Here is a 17,182-nt window from a genome sequence, read left to right on the forward strand (position 1 = left end):
TGATGCGCTCGCGCGGGTCCCCGACCGGTGCGGCGTGCCGGTTGTCCACTACAACCTGCGGACTCGCCCGCCGGACCGCCGCCACCCGGGAGCGGGTGGGGCGCGGCTGTGACATCGCAGGCAACGGGGCGGAGCCGTTAGAAGAAAAGTGAAGACCCCCGCCGGGGGGGAGAGCGGGGGTCTTCTCCACGACCAGGCTCGGGGGGGAGGAGCCGGGCCGTGGTAGCACGGTCGCGAACGATCCGTGACTTCCATGGTGTACCCGAGGCTCGCAGAATGCAAACCCCACCCTCATCCATTACGCCGAATGACTGAAGAGGTGGCCTCGACCGGGCGCAACTGCGCTTCAAAGCCGTCACTGAGGGCGCATCTGGGGGCGCATCTGAAGCCGCGTCGGCGTAGGCGCTACCAACGACGCTATCCTCGATTGTGTGGATGAGCATGCGGACGCACGTGCGGATGGCGCGGGCCGTCCGGCGGCCTTCTTCGACCTGGACAAGACGATCATCGCCAAGTCCTCCACCCTGGCCTTCGGCCGGTCGTTCTACAACGGCGGCCTGATCAACCGGCGCACTGTACTGCGGACGGCGTATGCCCAGTTCGTCTATCTGGCCGGCGGCGCGGACCACGACCAGATGGAGCGGATGCGGCAGTTCCTGTCCGCGATGGCCACCGGCTGGGACGTCGAACAGGTCAAGGAGATCGTCGGCGAGACCCTGTACGACCTGATCGATCCGCTGATCTACTCCGAGGCCGCGGCGCTGATCGCCGAGCACAAGGCCGCGGGGCGGGACGTGGTGATCGTCTCCACCTCCGGGTCGGAGGTCGTGGAGCCGATCGCCGAGATGCTGGGCGCGGACCTGGCGATCGGCACGCGGATGGCGGTCGGCGAGGACGGCAAGTACAGCGGCGAGATCGAGTTCTACGCCTACGCCGAGAACAAGGCCAAGGCGATCATGGAACTGGCCGCCGAGCGCGGCTACGACCTGAAGCGGTCCTTCGCTTACAGCGATTCGGCGACTGACATCCCGATGCTGGAGTCGGTGGGCCACCCCTACGCCGTCAACCCCGACCGGGCCCTGCGCAAGGAAGCCACCGTCCGGGAGTGGCCGATCCTGGTCTTCGACAAGCCGGTGGCGCTGCGCTCCCGGGTCGGCGAGCTGGCGGCCAAGCCCGCGGTGTCCGGGACCGCTCTCGGCCTCGCTCTGGCCACCGCAGGGACCATCTGGTGGCTGGGCACCCGAGGCCGCCGCCGACGGCGCTACGACTTCGACTGAGCCCTCAGCGAGGTGTCGGGGGACGGCCGGACCCGGTGTCCCGGTGCGGAACCGGGTCCGTCCGGTGGTCGTGCACTGATCGCACCACGACCAGCCGGTCGGTGAGCTGGATGGTGCCGATCGCCACATCGTCGTAGCGCATGGTCCGCGACCCGCGGATGACCGCGAGCACCGGCTCCTTGACCGCTCTGGGCTCCTTGCCGACGTCGCGGGAGTCCGCGGGCCGGTCCAACAGTTCCAGGCCGTCTCCGTAGGACAGCAGGTCCTGGACGACCTGGCTGACCTTGGGACTGATGGTGGCGACGCCGAGCAGCTGCCCGGCGGTGTCGGAGGTGGTGACCACCGAGGTGGCGCCGCTCTCGCGCAGCAGCGGGGCGTTCTCCGCCTCGCGGACCGAGGCCACGATGGTGGCCCGCCGGGTGAGCCGGCGCACGGTCAGCGTGGCCAGTACCGCGGTGTCGTCCCGTTCCGCGCTGATCACCACGTGCCGGGCCTTAGTGATCTCCGCGCGCTCCAGCACCTCGCTGCGGCTGCCGTCGCCGACCACGCCGACCAGGCCGCGCCGGTTGGCCTCGGCGATCCGGGCCGGATCGGTGTCGACCACCACGATCGAGTCCGGGGAATGGCCGTTCTTCAGCAGTGTCTGCACCGCGGAGCTGCCCTTGGTGCCGTAGCCCACCACGACCGTGTGATCCCGCACCTTCGACCTCCACCTGTCCTGCCGCCATACGTTGCGGGTCCGCTCGGTGAGCACTTCCAGAGTCGTGCCGACCAACACCAGCAGGAACATGACACGCAGCGGCGTCACGACGAGGGTGTTGACCAACCGGGCCGAGTCGCTGACCGGCACCACGTCGCCGTAGCCGGTGGTGGAAAGGGTGACCGTGGCGTAGTAGAAGGCTGTGAGCCAGCCGATCGGCTTCCCGGAGGAATCCCGGTAGCCGTTCCGCCCGAGGTAGACGATCACCGCCGAGAGCACCAGGATCGCCAGCGCCAGCAGCACCCGCTTGAGCACCGCCCACAGCGGGCCCGGGACGGCGCGCGGCAGCACGATCGCCGGGCGGAACGGCGCGGCGTACGTGGTGTGCTCGCTCAGACCGTCAGCACCTCCACCCGCTGCCCGGCGCCGAGGGCGACCACCCCTCCTCCCGGCGGTACGACGGCCAGTCCGTCGGCCAGCGCCAGTCCGCGCAGCATCGCCGGGCCGGTGAACCGCAGGGGGAGCACGGAGGCGTCGGTGACGGAGACGGGCACGAGTCGAGTGTCTGTCGGGTGAGTGCCGACGGCATCTCCGAGCGACAGGAAGTGTGACGTGTCCGGCAGCCCGGACAGCCGGCGCAGCAGCGGCCGCACCACCGTGACGAAGCCGGCCACGGCGGCCAGCGGGTTGCCGGGCAGCCCGGCGACGAACCGGCGGTGCTGTCGGCTGCCGCCGTACTGCGCGAGCAGCATCGGATGTCCGGGCCGGACCGTGACCCCGTCGACGACCAGCCGCGCGCCCAGGTCGGCCAGCACCCGGTGCACGTGGTCCACCGGGCCGCGCGCCGTCCCGCCGGTGGTGATCACCAGGTCGGCCGGGGAGGACGCGATGACGGCGAGCAGGTCGCGGGGGTCGTCGGCGACCCGGCTCACCGTCACCTCGACCCCGAGGGCTTCGAGCCAGGCGGTGAACATCGGGCCGAGCGCGTCCCGGATCCGGGCGCCGTCGGGCAGGCCGGACCCGGCCAGCTCGTCGCCGATGACGACGAGCGCGACCCGCGGGCGTTCGTGGACCGGCAGGTCGTCGTAGCCGGCGGCGGCGGCCAGGCCCAGGACCGCGGGGGTGACGCGGGTCCCGGCTGACAGCAGTGTCTCGCCGCGGCGCGACTCCTGGCCCTGCGGTCGGATGTCGGTCCCTATGGGCAGTCCCAACTCGGTGCCGCGCGGGGTGCGCGTCGCGGTGGCGTTGTTGGCGACCGCCGCATAAGAGCGCTGCGGTGCGGCGACCGGGGCCGCGTGGTCGTGGGCCTCGGAGTTCTCGGCCACGTGGAGCCAGCCGTGCGCGTCGACGAACCCGCGTTCGCGGCGCAGAACCGCCTCCGCCCCGGAGGGCACCCGCGCCCCGGTGGCGATCTCGACCGCCTCGCCGTCGTCGAGCCGGCTCGGCTCCTGGCCGGCCAGCACCCGGCCGGTGACCTTCCAAGCCGCCGGGCCGGCGACCGCCCAGCCGTCCATCGCGGAGGTCGCGAACGGCGGCAGGTCGACCAGCGCGGACAGCGATTCGGCCAGCACCATGCCGCGGGCCTGGCCCATCGGCACGCGGGCGGCGGGCAGGGGGATCGCCACGGTGCCGGCGATCTTGCGAGCCTCGGCCCAGGACGTGCTCACCGGCCGCCGGATCCCGTCGAGTCGCCGGCCGGGCTGTCGGCCGCGGCACTGGCCGTGGCACCAGTCGCGCCACCGACCGCGCCACCGGCGGAGGCGTCGCGGGTGGCGGCCGGGGTCCCGGCCACCGAGCCGCCGACCGTCCCGGCCACCGGGCCGCCGCGACCCGGCCCGGCCGCCGTGCCGGTCGCCGGATCCCAGGCCTGAGCCAGGGCGCTGAGCTTGGCGATCGGCCCGTCCAGGGCCCCGCGCCCGCCGTCGGTGGAGCTGCGCAACCCGATCGCGTACCCGGCCAGGAACGTGGTCAGCGGCGCCGCCGGTCGCAGCACATTGTGGGCGGCGACCCCGGCCAGACCGAGGATCGCGTCCAGGTCGGCGTCGGTGAGTTCGTGCCCGGTCAGCCCGAGTTCGGCCGCGGCGGCGGCGCACCAGTCGGCGAGCTGCTTCTTGTCGTCCATGTCCTCCATCTTCGCCTTTGTCGCGAGTCGTGTCGCGACCAGTGCGCGGGCCGCGTGAACGGCGTCCCATGTGTCGCAGTCCGTAGTCGCTCCCCGCGTGTCCGGGATACGGGTCACTTCCAGCGTATTGAGGACCGAGAACAGCCGCGCGCCCCGGAGTTCTGGGAGGGCCTCCAATGCCGCCGCCAGTTTGTTACGCCGATACAGCGCGGCCAGCAATTGGTCCTTGCCTCGGGCGTCGGTGTAGAGCACTGCGTCGGCGGTCAATGAGCGCCGCAGGACCGTGACGGCCTCCGCGTCCAGGAACGGCAGGTCGGCGGCGAAGACCGCGACGAGGCCGGCCGAACCGACGGTCAGCCCGGCGGCCAGCGCCGGGACCGGCCCTCCGCCGGGCGGGTACTCGCGGGTGAACACGACCGCACGGCTCACCTGCCGGGGCGGACCCACGACCGCCACCGACGCCGCGTCCCGGCACGCGGCCAGCACCCGGTCGAGCAGGCTGACCCCGCCGACCTCCAGCGCGGGTTTGTCCGCCCCGCCCAGCCGGCGCGCGCCGCCGCCGGCCAGGACGATCACGTCGAAGGGTTCGCCGACTCCGCCGGGGAGGTCCATGACAGCCACCATAACCGGGTGTGGCCATCCAGTAGAACGTGTTCTAATCTGACGAGTGCTCAGATCGCGCTCGGGTCACCGCGGGCCTCCGGTCAGGGCGTTCAGCACTCGCCTGTCCAGCCGATCACGCCGAACGCGGGAGACGCCACCGCATGCGCCCACCGGAACACCTGGCCTACACGCCGGCCCAACGAGCCCTGCGCGCCGAACTGAGGGCCTACTTCGCCGCGCTGGTCACCGAGGAGGTCCGCCGCGATCTGCGGCTGCCCGACACCGCCACGGACACCGCCCGTACCCTGCACCGCAAGCTCGGTGCGGACGGCTGGCTCGGCGTCGGATGGCCGAAGGAGTACGGCGGCCGCGGCCTGACGCCGGTGGAGCAGTTCATCTTCTTCGACGAGGCGGCGCGCACCGGCTGTCCGATGCCCTTGGTGGCGCTCAACACTGTGGGGCCGACGCTTATGCGTTTCGGCACGCAGGAACAGAAGGACTTGATTCTGCCGCGGATCCTCGCCGGGGAGATCGACGTCGCGGCCGGCTACTCCGAACCCGACGCCGGAACCGACCTGGCCAGCCTGACGACGCGCGCGGTGCGCACCGAGGACGGCAGCGCCTATGTGGTCAACGGCCAGAAGATCTTCACCACGCACGGAGACTCCGCGGAGTACGTCTGGCTCGCCTGCCGGACCGACCCGGAAGCCCCGAAGCACAAGGGCATCTCGATCCTGCTGGTCGACACCAGCGACCCCGGCTTCGAGGCGACGAAGATCCACACGATCGCCTCGCACTACACGACCGCCACGTACTACCGCGATGTACGGGTCCCGGTGACGATGCGGATCGGCGCCGAGAACCAGGGCTGGAAGCTGATCACCACCCAGCTGAACCATGAGCGGGTGGCGTTGGCGGCGGTGGCCCAGGGCGTGATCCGGTCCTTCACGAAGGTGCAGAGCTGGGCCATGGCGACGCCTGCCGCGGACGGGAAGCGGGTCATAGACCTCCCCTGGGTGAAGACCACGCTGGCCCGCGCGCATGTCCGGATCAGCGGTCTGCGACTGCTCAATGGTCAGATGGTCGCGGCGCTGCAGAAAGACCAGACCGGGGGACACCTGTCCCCCGCGGATGCGTCCGCCGCAAAGGTGCACGGTACGGAAACGCATATAGAGGCGTTGGCGGAGTTGATCCAGGTACTCGGCGCGGCGGGAATCCTGAAAGCCGGCTCCCCCGGCGCACTCCTCATGGGCGACCTCGAATTCCTTTACCGCTACGCGGTGACCAACACCTTCGGCGGCGGGGCCAATGAGATCCAGCGGGAGATCATCGCGATGACCGGGCTGGCGATGCCCAGGGTGCGGAGATAGGGAGAACTGTGGAGACCGATCCGCTGTACGAGACAGTGTCCGCGCACACCGCCGACCCGCCCTCCGAACCGGTGTCGGCCTGGGACCCGGTGAACCAGCCGATGATCCGGCACTGGTGCGACGCGATGGGCGACGAGCTGCCGATCTACACCGACGCGGCGGCGGCCCGCGCGGCCGGTCATCCCGACGTGGTCGCGCCCCCGGCGTCGTTGCAAGCCTGGACGATGCCCGGGCTGCGGATGCGCGGGGCCGAGGACGGGTCCACCCGGGCCCAGGCCACGCTGGTCAAGGCCGGCTACCTGGCGGTGGTGGCGACGGACTGTCAGCAGACGTACCACCGGTACCTCACCGTCGGGGACCACCTCTACGCCACTACGCGGCTGGACTCGGTGTCGCCGCGGAAGAAGACGGCGCTCGGCGAGGGCTACTTCCTCACCTCGATCACCGAGTACCGCGACCAGCACGGCGAGCTGGTCGGCGAGATGTTGTTCCGGACGCTGTGGTTCAAACCCGCGCGGGCGCAAGACACGGGAGCCCAGGCATGACGCGTCCCCAGCCGGTCATCGGCCGCGACAACGCCTACTACTGGGAGGGCGTAGCCAAGGGCGCCGTGCTCATCCAGAAATGCACAGCCTGTGGATCGCTCCGGCATCCTCCGTCTCCGATGTGTCCGGAGTGCCAGTCTCTGGACTGGACGACGGTGAAGGCAACCGGGCACGCCACGTTGCACAGCTACACCATCTGCCATCACCCTCTTCCTCCTTGGGAAGAGGGCCCCTATGCGGTCGTCCTTATAGACCTGGAGATCGAAGACAGCGACAGGCGGCCGCGCATCGTCTGCGGGGCGAAGGGCATCGCCAACGAGGACCTGCGGATCGAGATGCCGTTGAGTCTCGTCTTCGAGGACGGACTCGTCTTTGCCGGTCCCGCTCGAGAAGGTGGGGCGTCGTGACTGTCGTGGATCACTCTGTGGATGATGCGCTGGAAGCGGTGGGAGAGCTCTGTAGAGAGGTCTTCGGCGACCTCGACGTGGAGGCCTCGCGGAGTCCGTCCTACAGCAACGAAGCGGTGTCCGACGAGCACGATCGCCGCCTGTGGGGGATTCTGGCCGACACCGGCCTGCTCGCCGCTGTCCTCCCGGAGAGCGTCGGAGGCGGAGGCACCGGTGTGCCGGGCATGGTGCGCCTGCTCACCGATGCCGGTGCCGCGCTGGCCCGGCTGCCGCTCGTGGAGACGTTCGTCGCGGTCTCGGTGATCGGTGAGAAGAACCTGCCGGCGGTGTTGTCCGGCGAACTCGTCATCACCGCCGCGCTGGCCGAGCATCCGTCCACGATCGCCGTACCGCTGCGGCTGACCGGCCATCGGCTCAACGGCATCACCCAGTTGGTGCCGTACCCGCTCAGCGCCGATCTGGTCCTCGTCCCGGCCCGCCGCGAGGACGGTAAGGAAGTGCTGGCGCTGGTCTCGTTGTCGACGGCACGCATCGGGGACCAGGTGACCACGACCGGCGAGCCGCTGGGCGTCCTGGAGTTCATCGACGCCGAGGTCATGGAGGTCTGCGAAGCGGTCGACGAGGCCCGCGCACTCGCCGCGCTGTTCTCCTCGGCGATGCTCTGCGGGATCGCGGCGCGGGCCCTGGCCATGACCGCCGAGTACGTCAGCGGCCGGGTGCAGTTCGGCTACCCGTTGGCCACGTTCCAAGCCGTGGCGCTGCGTGCCGCGGACCGCTACATCGATTCCCGCGCTATGCAGGCGGCGTTGTGGGAAGCGGTACGTGCGGTCACAGAGCACGACATCTGCTCCCCTGGTGCCCGCTACACCGTGGCCACGGCCAAGATCTGGGCCGCCGACGGTGCGCGCCGGGTCGTCGGTTCCGCACAGCACCTGCACGGGGGCTTCGGTGTGGACATCACCTATCCCCTGCACAGGTACCACGCGTGGGCCCGCTACTGGGAGCTCTATGGGGGTTCTGCAGAGGCCTGGTCCGGCGACCTCGGCGAGCTGATCGCCGCCCACCCGCTAGAGGAGGACGACGCATGAGCGAGACCGCGCTGCCCAAAGTCGGGGAGACGTTGCCGGAGCTGGTCATCCCGATCACCCCGACGCAGATCGTCGCCGGGGCCATCGCCTCTCGCGACTACCAGGACGTGCACCACGACGTCCCGGCGGCCCGGGAGAAGGGCTCCCCCGACATCTTCATGAACATCCTCACCACGAACGGCCTCGTCGGTCGCTTCGTGACCGACTGGGCCGGCGCCCAGGCCCGGGTTTTGAAGATCGCGATCCGGCTCGGGGTGCCGAACTATCCCGGCGACACGATGACCCTCACCGGTGCCGTGGCGCGGGTCGGGGAGGACGGCACCGTGGAGGTCGCGATCCGTGGTGCCAACCAGCTCGGTAACCATGTGACCGGAACCGTGACCGTGAAAGGGATCGGCAAGTGAAGGCGTCTCTGTCCGGTGCGACCGCGATCGTCGGCATAGGCGCCACGGAGTTCTCCAAGGACTCCGGCCGCAGCGAACTCCAGCTGTGTCTGGAAGCGTGCAAGGCAGCGCTGGACGACGCCGGCATCGCGCCGCGCGATGTCGACGGCCTGGTGACCTTCTCGATGGATTCCAGCCCCTCGATCATGGTCGGCCGCGGTCTGGGCGTCGCCGAACTGCGCTACTTCTCGCTGGTCGACTACGGAGGCGGCGCGGCCTGCGCGACCGTCGCGCACGCGGCGGCGGCGATCACCGCGGGCCTGGCCGACGTCGTGGTCTGCTACCGCGCCTTCAACGAGCGTTCCGGCCGCCGCTTCGGAAGCGGAGACGCCGCTATCCAGGCACGTGGCGAATCCCCCATGGCACAGCACTTCGGCTACTACTCGCCTTACGGGCTCATCACCCCGGCGGCCTGGGTCGCGATGGCCGCACGCCGCTACATGTACAAGTACGGTGCCACCTCCGAGGACTTCGGGCGCGTCGCGGTGGCGGCGCGGGCCCATGCCGCCACCAACCCCGCGGCGTGGTTCCACGGGCGCCCGATCACCCTGGCCGACCATCAGAGTTCGAAGCTGATCACCGATCCGCTGCGGCTGCTGGACTGCTGTCAGGAGTCGGACGGTGGGGTCGCGTTGGTTGTCGTCTCTGCAGAGCGCGCGCGTGACCTCCCTGGGAAGGAAGTCCTTATAGCGGGCGCCGCGCAAGGGTCCGCGCATGACCAACAGATGATGACCAGCTATTACCGTGACGACATCACCGGCCTCCCGGAGATGGGCACCGTCGCCCGGCAGGTTTGGAGCCAGTCCGGGCTGGGACCGGACGACATCCAGACCGCCGTCATCTACGACCACTTCACTCCGTTCGTCCTGACCCAGCTGGAGGAGTTCGGCTTCTGCGGCCGCGGTGAGGCGCGCGACTTCATCCGCGACGGCGCCGTCCACCTCGGTGGCCGACTGCCGTTGAACACCCACGGCGGCCAACTCGGCGAGGCCTATATCCACGGCATGAACGGGATCGCCGAGGCGGTGCGCCAGGTCCGGGGGACGGCCGTCAACCAGGTCCCGGAGGTGCACAACGTGCTGGTCACGGCTGGTACCGGGGTGCCGACCTCGGGGCTGGTGCTCAGCGCGGTCTGAGCGCGGCCGCCGCCTGGGCCCACCGGCCCGGGCGGTACCTCCGCCACCAGCCGTAACCCGGAGTTCCGTTGGGCGTCGGAACGATCAGTTAATCTCGGAGCCATGCCCCGTCTCGCGCTCTTCGACCTGGACGACACCCTGATCTCCTCCAAGGACGCCTTCGTCGCCTGGGTCGAGGAGGTGGTCGCGACCCAAGACGCCGGGGGCGACGCGCGGTGGTTCGTCGACAACGAGCACATCTTCTGGACCGGGACGCCGGAGGACGCCTTCCGGGGCCTGGTCGAACACTTCGGGCTGGCCGCCGAGCCGGCCGAGCTGCTGGCCGACTACCGGGAGCGGATGGTCGGGCTGCTGAAGCCCTATGACGGCGTGCTGGACGGCTTGGAGGCCCTGCGCGACGCGGGCTGGCGCATCGGCATCGTCACCAACGGGTTCGGCCACTTCCAGAACGCCAAGATCGACGCGGTGGGGCTGCGCGCCTACGTGGACGTGGTGTGCGTCTCGGACGTCGAGGGCAGCTGGAAGCCGGAGTCGAAGATCTTCCAGCTGGCCTCCGAACGGGCCGGGGCGCCGCTGGAGGGCGGCTGGATGGTCGGCGACTCCCTGGTCTCGGACATCGCCGGCGGCAACGGCGTCGGCATGCACACCGCGTGGCTCCGGCACGGCCGGGTGCTGGCCCCCGAAGACCCGCAGCCCGAGCACATCCTCAAGAACACCGCCGAGGCCTTCGAGCTGATCCTCAGCCGGCCCTGAGCGGTCTGCGGCGCGAGGCTGCCGTGCGGGCCGACGGGGCGGGCGAATCCGGCTTGACCTTGACGTAACGGAAGCTTCTACCTTCGAGGAAGTGGCCGGACCGACCGGCCGCACACCGATGGGAACCGCCATGAGCTGGTCGATCGCGCAGGTGGCGCGGATGTCCGGGGTGACCGCCCGAACCCTGCGTCACTACGACGACGTCGGGCTCCTCAAGCCCGACCATGTCGGCGCCAACGGCTACCGCTATTACGAGGAAGCACAGCTGCTGCGCTTGCAGCAGATCCTCGTACTGCGCGAGCTCGGGCTCGGCCTGCCCGACATCGCCGCCGCGATCGACTCGGAGCCGGACACGCTGGCGGCGCTGCGCCGCCAGTACGCCCGGCTGCTCGTCGAACGCGACCGCTTGTCGCGGGTGGCCGAGACCGTGCGGCGGACCATCGCCGAGCTGGAAGGGAGACCCCAGATGTCCGTGCAGATCAACCGGCCGGAGAACCTGTTCGAGGGGTTCGACAACTCGCAGTACGACGACGAGGCGCGCGAGCGGTGGCCTGAGGAGTTCGAGCGATCCCAGGCCGTCTACGCGACCATGACCGAAGCGGACATCGAGCGCTGGCAGCGCGAGACGACCGCGGCGATGATCCGCATGGCCGAGTTCATGGCGGCCGGCACCCCGGTCGACGACCCCGCGGTTCTGGACGAGACCCACAAGCACTACCAGGGCCTCTGCGTGTTCTGGACGCCCAACCGCAACGCCTATAGGTGCCTCGGCAAGATGTACGTCGACGACGAGCGCTTCAAGGCGAACTACGAGAAGATCGCCGAAGGCCTCGCCGAGTACCAGGCCACCGCGATGGCCGCCTATGCGGACGCGCGCCTGACCGACTAGTAGGGAATCGCTAGTAGGGAACCTCTATAGCGAATCCCGATGAGCGTCCCCTCCGCGGCCAGTGCGGAGGGGACGCCGTCTCATTCTCGCCTGAGCGCCACTTCCACGTCTTCCGACTCCTCGGCGGTGCACAGCTGGTCGTAGAAGCGGTCCCTTCTCCGCAACAGCACGACGGCGACCAGTGCGGACACCAGGGACCCGAGTAACACTCCACCCTTGGCCAGGTTGAGCAGAGCCAGGTTGTCGGTGAAGGCGAGTTCGGAGATCAGCAGCGAAACCGTGAACCCGACGCCGGTGAGGGCGGACACCGCCGCGATGTCCCGCCATCGCAGTTCGTCGGACAGCTCGGCGCGGGTGAAGCGCGCCGTCAGATACGCGCCGCCGAACACCCCGACCGACTTGCCGACGAACAAGCCCGCGGCGATCGCCAGCGGGATCCGGTCGCTGACCAGGTTGCCGAGAGTGTCGCCACCGATGTACACGCCGGCGGACATGATGGCGAAGACCGGGACGCAGAAGCCTGCTGAGAATGGCTGGAGCAGCCACTGCACCCTTTCGGCGGGCGATTGGGACTCCTCGTCCTGCGCGGCGTCATCCTGCGCGCCGTCCGTGTAGGCGTCGTCGTGGACCCGGCCGCGCAGCATCAGGCCGATGGCCACGCCGGCCACCGTGGCGTGGATGCCGCTGGCGTGCACCGCGATCCAGATGGCCAGCCCCAACGGGACGTTGAGCCACAGGCTGGCGATCCGCATCCGCTGCACCACGTAGAAGGCGACGATCAGGACCGCGGCGATCGCCAGCGCCGCGACATCGATCTTGGCCGTGTACGCGACCGCGATGATGATGATCGCGCCGAGGTCGTCGACGACGGCCAAGGTCAGCAGGAACGCGCGTAGCGCCGACGGCAGGTTCTGCCCGACCACGGCCAGCACCGCCAGCGCGAAGGCGATGTCGGTGGCGGTCGGCACGGCCCAGCCGTCGCCGGCCTCCGCGTGCCCGGCGCTGACCATGAGGTAGACCGCGATCGGCACCACCATGCCGCACAGCGCGGAGACGACGGGCAGTACCGCGGCGCGCGCGTTCGACAGCTCGCCGGCCTGCAACTCGTGCTTGAGCTCGATCCCGGCCACCAGGAAGAAGAACGCGAGCAGGAAGTCCGCGGACCAGCTCGCCAGCGACAGGTCGAGGTGCCACAGGTGCGGCCCGACGACGGTGTCCCTCACGGTGTCGTAGGAGTGGCGCCATGGGGAGTTGGCCCACAACAGGCCCAGGATCGCGAAGACGATGAGCAGCGCGCCGCCGACGGTCTCGGTCCGCAGGACGGCCGCCACGTGTCTGCGCTCTAGCCGCTTCAGGCGCGCGAACGCGCGGAGCGGGGCGGAGGGCTGGTCCGGGGGCGTCATCAGGGCGTCCTCGTGGTTCGGCGGTCGGCGGCGGACGGGCGGTGATCACCAGACCACTACCCATGCCGACCAGACTTCCCGGCGCACCTGAGCTGTTCAGGTTACCGGAGCGTGAGGAACTAGTGTGCGACTATCCGGATCTTGAGAAGGCGCCGGAGCGGCGCGCGCCATACGACGCGACCGCCGGATGCCCGAACCCTGAGGTCCGTGCACCCGGCGGTCGGTGAAGCCGATCGGGCCCCGATCAGTCCTCGGTGGCGTGCGGCAGCTTCGCCTTGATCAGGTCCATGACCGCGGAGTCCGCCAGGGTCGTGGTGTCGCCGACCGCGCGGTCCTCGGCCACGTCCTTCAACAGACGCCGCATGATCTTGCCGGAGCGGGTCTTCGGCAGTTCGGCCACGATCTGGATCTGCTTGGGCTTGGCGATCGGGCCGATCTCCTTGGAGACGTGGGCCTTCAGCGCCGCGTCCAACTCCGTGTCCTCCTGCTCGCCGGCGCGCAGGATGACGAAGGCGACGATGCGCTGGCCGGTGGTCTCGTCCTTGGCGCCGACCACCGCGGCCTCGGCGACCGCCGGGTAGGACACCAGCGCGGATTCCACCTCGGTGGTCGAGATGTTGTGGCCGGAGACCAGCATGATGTCGTCGACCCGGCCGAGCAGCCACAGGTCGCCGTCGTCGTCCTTCTTCGCGCCGTCGCCGGCGAAGTAGTAGCCCTGCTCGGCGAACCGGGCCCAGTAGGTGTCGACGAACCGCTGCTGGTCGCCCCAGATGCCGCGGGCCATGGACGGCCAGGGCTTGTCCAGGACCAGCAGGCCCCCGTGGCCGTTCTCGACGATGGCGCCGTCCTTGTCGACCACGTTCGCCGAGATGCCCGGCAGCGGCCGCATGGCCGAGCCCGGCTTGGCCTCGGTGACGCCGGGCAGCGGGGAGATCATGATCGCCCCGGTCTCGGTCTGCCACCAGGTGTCCACCACCGGGGTGCGGTCGCCCCCGATGTTCTTCCGGTACCAGATCCAGGCCTCGGGGTTGATCGGCTCGCCGACCGAGCCCAGCAGGCGCAGTGAGGAGAGGTCGAACTTGGCCGGGATGTCGTCGCCCCACTTGGCGAACATGCGGATCGCGGTGGGCGCGGTGTAGAGCAGGCTGACCTTGTACTTCTGGACGATCTCCCAGAACCGGCCCTGGTGCGGGGTGTCCGGCGTGCCCTCGTACATGACCTCGGTCGCGCCGTTGGAGAGCGGGCCGTAGACGATGTAGGAGTGGCCGGTGACCCAGCCGACGTCGGCGGTGCACCAGTAGACGTCGGTCTCCGGCTTCAGGTCGAACACCGCGTGGTGGGTGTACGAGGCCTGCGTCAGGTAGCCGCCGGTGGTGTGCAGGATGCCCTTCGGCTTACCTGTGGTGCCGGACGTGTAGAGGATGAACAGCGGGTTCTCGCTGTCGAACGCCTCCGGGGTGTGCTCGGTGCTCGCGGCGCCGACGGCGTCGTGCCACCAGACGTCCTTGGCACCCCAGGCGACGTCCGCGCCGGTGCGCTTGACGACCAGGACGTTCTCGATGGTCTCGGCGCCGGTCACGGCCTCGTCGGCGTTCGCCTTCAGGTTCACCGTGCCGCCGCGGCGGTGGTAGCCGTCGGCGGTGATCAGCAGCTTGGCCCCGGCGTCCTCGATCCGCGCGCGCAGCGCGTCGGGGGAGAAGGCGGCGAACACCACGGAGTGCACCGCGCCGATGCGCGCGCAGGCCAGCATGGCGACCGCGGTCTCCGGGATCATCGGCATGTAGATCGCGACCCGGTCACCCTGCCGCACCCCGAGTTCGGTGAGGGCGTTGGCGGCCTTGGAGACTTCGTCCTTGAGCTCGGCGTAGGTGATGGCGCGGGAGTCGCCGGGCTCGCCTTCGAAGTGGATCGCGACCCGGTCGCCGTTGCCGGCCTCGACATGCCGGTCGACGCAGTTGTAGGCGATGTTCAGCTTCCCGCCGACGAACCACTTGGCGACCGGCTTGCCCGACCAGTCCAACACCTCGCTCCACTCGGTGTCCCAGGACAGGCGCGAGGCCTGCTTCGCCCAGAACGCCTCGCGGTCGGCCTCGGCCTCGGCGTACGCGTCGGCCTTCACGTTCGCGTCGGCGGCGAAGGCCGCGGGCGGCGCGAACCGGCGGTCCTCACGTAGCAGATTGGAAAGGGCCTCGTTCGACACCGTCTCTCCTCGTTCGATCCTTTATGGCAGCGGTCACACTGTATCCAGGCAGTAGCACACCAAGGGAGGGCCGGGAATACAAGGGCCTCGGCCTCATTGGTATAGACCTTTTACCTGAAGACACCGGTGCGCCGCCCACCAGGACCCGATTCGGTGGGCGGCGTGCTCAGGGTGCCGCGCGGTGGTTGTTTCAGCGGGTACAAGATCGTTTTTAGTGGGTCCAGATCGACGCCCGATGGACGAGCGATCACCGCCTCAGCGCGATCAGCGGTGGCTGAGCCGTTCGCGGACCTCATGGGTGTGGCGACGGGCCACGGGGATCGGCGTTCCACCGACGATGACGGTCAGGTGGCCGCTCTCCCAGCGGGCCTCGGAGACGGCCTCGACGCGGACCAGGAAACGGCGGTGGATGCGTGCGAAGCCGGCGGCGGACCAGTGTTCTTCCAGGACCGCCAAGGGAATGCGGACGAGGTGGTTGCTTGTGGCCGTATACAAGCGCACGTAATCGCCCTGGGCTTCGGCGTAGGAGACGTCTTGGCGCGGGATGAAGCGGGTGACGCCGGCCAGCTCTACCGGGATGACGTCGTAGGGCCCCGACTCGGGGGCCCTACGGGGTGTGGATGCCGGGGCCATCCGGCGGATGGCCTCCGCGAGGCGTTCGGCGCGGACCGGCTTCAGGAGGTAGTCCGAGGCGTGCAGATCGAACGCCTCTATAGCGAACTCCTCATGGGCGGTCACGAAGATGATCTGCGGGGGCGTGGCGAACTGGTTGAGGAGCGCGGCGATTTCCAGGCCGGGCAGGCGGATGTCGAGGAACAGCGCGTCCACAGGTGAGTTCTTCAGGATCCGCAACGCTTCTTGTCCGTCGTTGGCGGTCCGCACCGAGGAGACGCGGAGGTCGAGGGACAGGAGGTAAGCGAGTTCGGCGACGGCCGGGGGCTCGTCGTCGACGACCAGTACCCGCAGACCGGCGGGCGTCGCGATGGTCATGCGGTCTGCCGTCTCTCCTTCTTCGGGATCCGGATCACCACCGTGGTACCCGCTCCGGGCCGGGAGTCGATCACCAAGCCGTGGAGGGTTCCGTAAACCGCCCGCAGGCGTTCATGGACGTTGGACAGGCCGACCGAGGTGCGGGTGCCGGGTTCGGCCGGGGCGAGGGCTTCGCGCAGGACGTCCGGGGTGATCCCGACGCCGTCGTCCTCGACCGTGATCCGGTAGTCGTGCCGGGTCGGCTCGGCGGTGATGGTGACGTGGCCGGGGCCGGGCTTGCCTTCCAAGCCGTGCCGTACTGCGTTCTCCACTATGGGCTGAACGCATAAGAAGGGAACCTCTACAGGCAGCACCTCAGGGGCGATCCGCAGGGTCACCTGGAGCCGCTCGCCGAAGCGTGCGCGCTCCAGGAGCAGGTAGCGGTCCACGCAGCGCAGTTCCTCGGCGAGGGTCGTGAACTCGCCGTGCGCGCGGAACGAGTAGCGGGTGAAGTCCGCGAACTCCAGGAGTAGTTCCCTGGCCCGTTCCGGGTCAGTGCGCGTGAAGGACGCGATGGCGGTGAGCGAGTTGTAGACGAAGTGCGGCGAGATCTGGGCACGCAACGCCCTGAGTTCGGTCTCCATCAGCCGGGTCCGCGACCGGTCGAGCTCCGCGAGTTCGATCTGCGTGGCGACCCAATACGCGACCTCGCTGACGGCGCGTACCAGGGCGACGGATGTGTTGGACGTATAGACGGACAGCGTCCCGATCGCCGTGCTGTCCCCGTCTTCGCGGATCCCCCCGATGCGGCTCGGCGGGATGATCGGGGCGACGACCGCGTGCCGGATCCCGCAGGAGTCGCTGCCGCAGTGCACGTCCTCTGGGCCGAGCACACGGATGTCCCCGGACCTGAGGGCGCCTGTAGAGAGCTCGTAGGAGTTCTGAGAATGCCGGTGCTGCCCGGCACCGTCCCAGGTGAGGATCCGCTCGGTGTCGTTGAAGGCCAGGGCCGCGGTGCCGAGCAGCGGCCGCAGGTGCCGGGCGGCGCGGCGGGTGGAGTCCGGCGTCAGGCCGGCGCGGAGCGGGGGGCCGGCGAGAGCGACGGCGTGCATAGCGGCGTATGCGGCGCGCTCGGCCGAGGTGCCCGCCAAGCGGTGCCGTTGGATCGCGCGGGACACCGCGACCGCCGGGGCGACCAGAGCGGCCACGATGCCGACGGTGGCGTTGTTGGATGCCACAAGCCCCAGTCTGATGCGGTCCGGGTACGAAGTCGAGGG

At 69.7% G+C, this 17,182-nt stretch carries 16 protein-coding genes; 9 read left to right on the forward strand and 7 right to left on the reverse strand.

The features are described 5' to 3' along the window. Window positions 1-431 precede the first annotated feature (431 nt). A complete protein-coding gene (locus KGQ19_RS03845) occupies window positions 432-1,277 on the forward strand; it encodes an HAD-IB family hydrolase (protein ID WP_212007648.1) in 846 nt (281 codons plus the stop codon). A 4-nt stretch (window positions 1,278-1,281) separates the two neighbouring features. Here KGQ19_RS03845 and KGQ19_RS03850 read toward each other — a convergent pair whose 3' ends face one another. The 3 genes from KGQ19_RS03850 to KGQ19_RS03860 are packed head-to-tail and all read right to left on the reverse strand — an operon-like array spanning window position 1,282 to window position 4,711. Beyond that, window positions 1,282-2,328, reverse strand: coding sequence for a potassium channel family protein (locus tag KGQ19_RS03850; protein ID WP_212007649.1), 1,047 nt, complete (start codon window positions 2,326-2,328; stop codon window positions 1,282-1,284). Between the two features lie 41 nt (window positions 2,329-2,369). Beyond that, window positions 2,370-3,644, reverse strand: coding sequence for a molybdopterin molybdotransferase MoeA (locus KGQ19_RS51680; protein WP_212007650.1), 1,275 nt, complete (start codon window positions 3,642-3,644; stop codon window positions 2,370-2,372). Continuing rightward, window positions 3,641-4,711 (reverse strand): NTP transferase domain-containing protein, encoded by a 1,071-nt coding sequence (locus KGQ19_RS03860; RefSeq protein WP_212007651.1) that lies wholly within the window; start codon window positions 4,709-4,711, stop codon window positions 3,641-3,643. The genes KGQ19_RS51680 and KGQ19_RS03860 overlap by 4 nt, the downstream gene beginning before the upstream one ends. Before the next feature lie 152 nt (window positions 4,712-4,863). Here KGQ19_RS03860 and KGQ19_RS03865 point away from each other — a divergent pair, with 152 nt between their 5' ends. The 8 genes from KGQ19_RS03865 to KGQ19_RS03900 all read left to right on the forward strand — a co-directional run bounded on the left by KGQ19_RS03865 (window position 4,864) and on the right by KGQ19_RS03900 (window position 11,333). Next, complete coding sequence (locus KGQ19_RS03865) at window positions 4,864-6,072, forward strand: acyl-CoA dehydrogenase family protein (RefSeq protein ID WP_212007652.1); 1,209 nt, start codon at window positions 4,864-4,866, stop codon at window positions 6,070-6,072. Between the two features lie 8 nt (window positions 6,073-6,080). After that, window positions 6,081-6,617, forward strand: coding sequence for an FAS1-like dehydratase domain-containing protein (locus KGQ19_RS03870; protein ID WP_212007653.1), 537 nt, complete (start codon window positions 6,081-6,083; stop codon window positions 6,615-6,617). Beyond that, window positions 6,614-7,024, forward strand: coding sequence for a Zn-ribbon domain-containing OB-fold protein (locus KGQ19_RS03875; protein WP_212007654.1), 411 nt, complete (start codon window positions 6,614-6,616; stop codon window positions 7,022-7,024). The genes KGQ19_RS03870 and KGQ19_RS03875 overlap by 4 nt, the downstream gene beginning before the upstream one ends. After that, a complete protein-coding gene (locus KGQ19_RS51685; protein WP_212007655.1) occupies window positions 7,021-8,112 on the forward strand; it encodes an acyl-CoA dehydrogenase family protein in 1,092 nt (363 codons plus the stop codon). The genes KGQ19_RS03875 and KGQ19_RS51685 overlap by 4 nt, the downstream gene beginning before the upstream one ends. Further along, complete coding sequence (locus KGQ19_RS03885; protein WP_230418162.1) at window positions 8,109-8,516, forward strand: MaoC family dehydratase; 408 nt, start codon at window positions 8,109-8,111, stop codon at window positions 8,514-8,516. Before KGQ19_RS51685 ends, KGQ19_RS03885 begins: the two co-directional genes overlap by 4 nt. Next, a complete protein-coding gene (locus KGQ19_RS03890) occupies window positions 8,513-9,691 on the forward strand; it encodes a lipid-transfer protein (RefSeq protein ID WP_212007656.1) in 1,179 nt (392 codons plus the stop codon). The genes KGQ19_RS03885 and KGQ19_RS03890 overlap by 4 nt, the downstream gene beginning before the upstream one ends. 102 nt (window positions 9,692-9,793) lie before the next feature. Further along, window positions 9,794-10,444, forward strand: a complete 651-nt coding sequence (locus KGQ19_RS03895) for an HAD family hydrolase (RefSeq protein WP_212007657.1) — start codon at window positions 9,794-9,796, stop codon at window positions 10,442-10,444. A 130-nt stretch (window positions 10,445-10,574) separates the two neighbouring features. Then, the gene (locus KGQ19_RS03900; RefSeq protein WP_212007659.1) at window positions 10,575-11,333 is read left to right on the forward strand and encodes a MerR family transcriptional regulator; all 759 of its coding nucleotides are present in this window, start codon (window positions 10,575-10,577) and stop codon (window positions 11,331-11,333) included. Window positions 11,334-11,413: 80 nt separating this feature from the next. Here KGQ19_RS03900 and nhaA read toward each other — a convergent pair whose 3' ends face one another. The 4 genes from nhaA to KGQ19_RS03920 form a co-directional block, all read right to left on the reverse strand. Continuing rightward, window positions 11,414-12,736: a Na+/H+ antiporter NhaA gene (nhaA, locus tag KGQ19_RS03905; protein ID WP_212007661.1), complete on the reverse strand. Its 1,323-nt coding sequence runs from the start codon at window positions 12,734-12,736 to the stop codon at window positions 11,414-11,416. Between the two features lie 244 nt (window positions 12,737-12,980). After that, entirely contained in the window at window positions 12,981-14,936 is a 1,956-nt protein-coding gene (gene acs / locus KGQ19_RS03910; protein WP_212007662.1) for an acetate--CoA ligase, read from the reverse strand. Between the two features lie 264 nt (window positions 14,937-15,200). Next, entirely contained in the window at window positions 15,201-15,926 is a 726-nt protein-coding gene (locus KGQ19_RS03915) for a LytR/AlgR family response regulator transcription factor (RefSeq protein ID WP_212007663.1), read from the reverse strand. Continuing rightward, window positions 15,923-17,143, reverse strand: a complete 1,221-nt coding sequence (locus KGQ19_RS03920; RefSeq protein WP_212007664.1) for a sensor histidine kinase — start codon at window positions 17,141-17,143, stop codon at window positions 15,923-15,925. Before KGQ19_RS03920 ends, KGQ19_RS03915 begins: the two co-directional genes overlap by 4 nt. Between the last annotated feature and the right edge of the window lie 39 nt (window positions 17,144-17,182).

The organism is Catenulispora pinistramenti, assembly GCF_018274385.1.
In the GTDB taxonomy this organism is placed as follows: domain Bacteria; phylum Actinomycetota; class Actinomycetes; order Streptomycetales; family Catenulisporaceae; genus Catenulispora; species Catenulispora pinistramenti.

Excerpts from the sequence above, each read along its gene's own strand:
- KGQ19_RS03860 (WP_212007651.1), bottom strand. The coding sequence starts at position 4,711 with ATGGACCTCCCCGGCGGAGTCGGCGAACCCTTCGACGTGATCGTCCTG.
- KGQ19_RS03865 (WP_212007652.1), top strand. The coding sequence starts at position 4,864 with ATGCGCCCACCGGAACACCTGGCCTACACGCCGGCCCAACGAGCCCTG.
- KGQ19_RS03875 (WP_212007654.1), top strand. The coding sequence starts at position 6,614 with ATGACGCGTCCCCAGCCGGTCATCGGCCGCGACAACGCCTACTACTGG.
- KGQ19_RS03885 (WP_230418162.1), top strand. The coding sequence starts at position 8,109 with ATGAGCGAGACCGCGCTGCCCAAAGTCGGGGAGACGTTGCCGGAGCTG.
- KGQ19_RS03895 (WP_212007657.1), top strand. The coding sequence starts at position 9,794 with ATGCCCCGTCTCGCGCTCTTCGACCTGGACGACACCCTGATCTCCTCC.
- KGQ19_RS03900 (WP_212007659.1), top strand. The coding sequence starts at position 10,575 with ATGAGCTGGTCGATCGCGCAGGTGGCGCGGATGTCCGGGGTGACCGCC.
- nhaA (WP_212007661.1), bottom strand. The coding sequence starts at position 12,736 with ATGACGCCCCCGGACCAGCCCTCCGCCCCGCTCCGCGCGTTCGCGCGC.
- KGQ19_RS03915 (WP_212007663.1), bottom strand. The coding sequence starts at position 15,926 with ATGACCATCGCGACGCCCGCCGGTCTGCGGGTACTGGTCGTCGACGAC.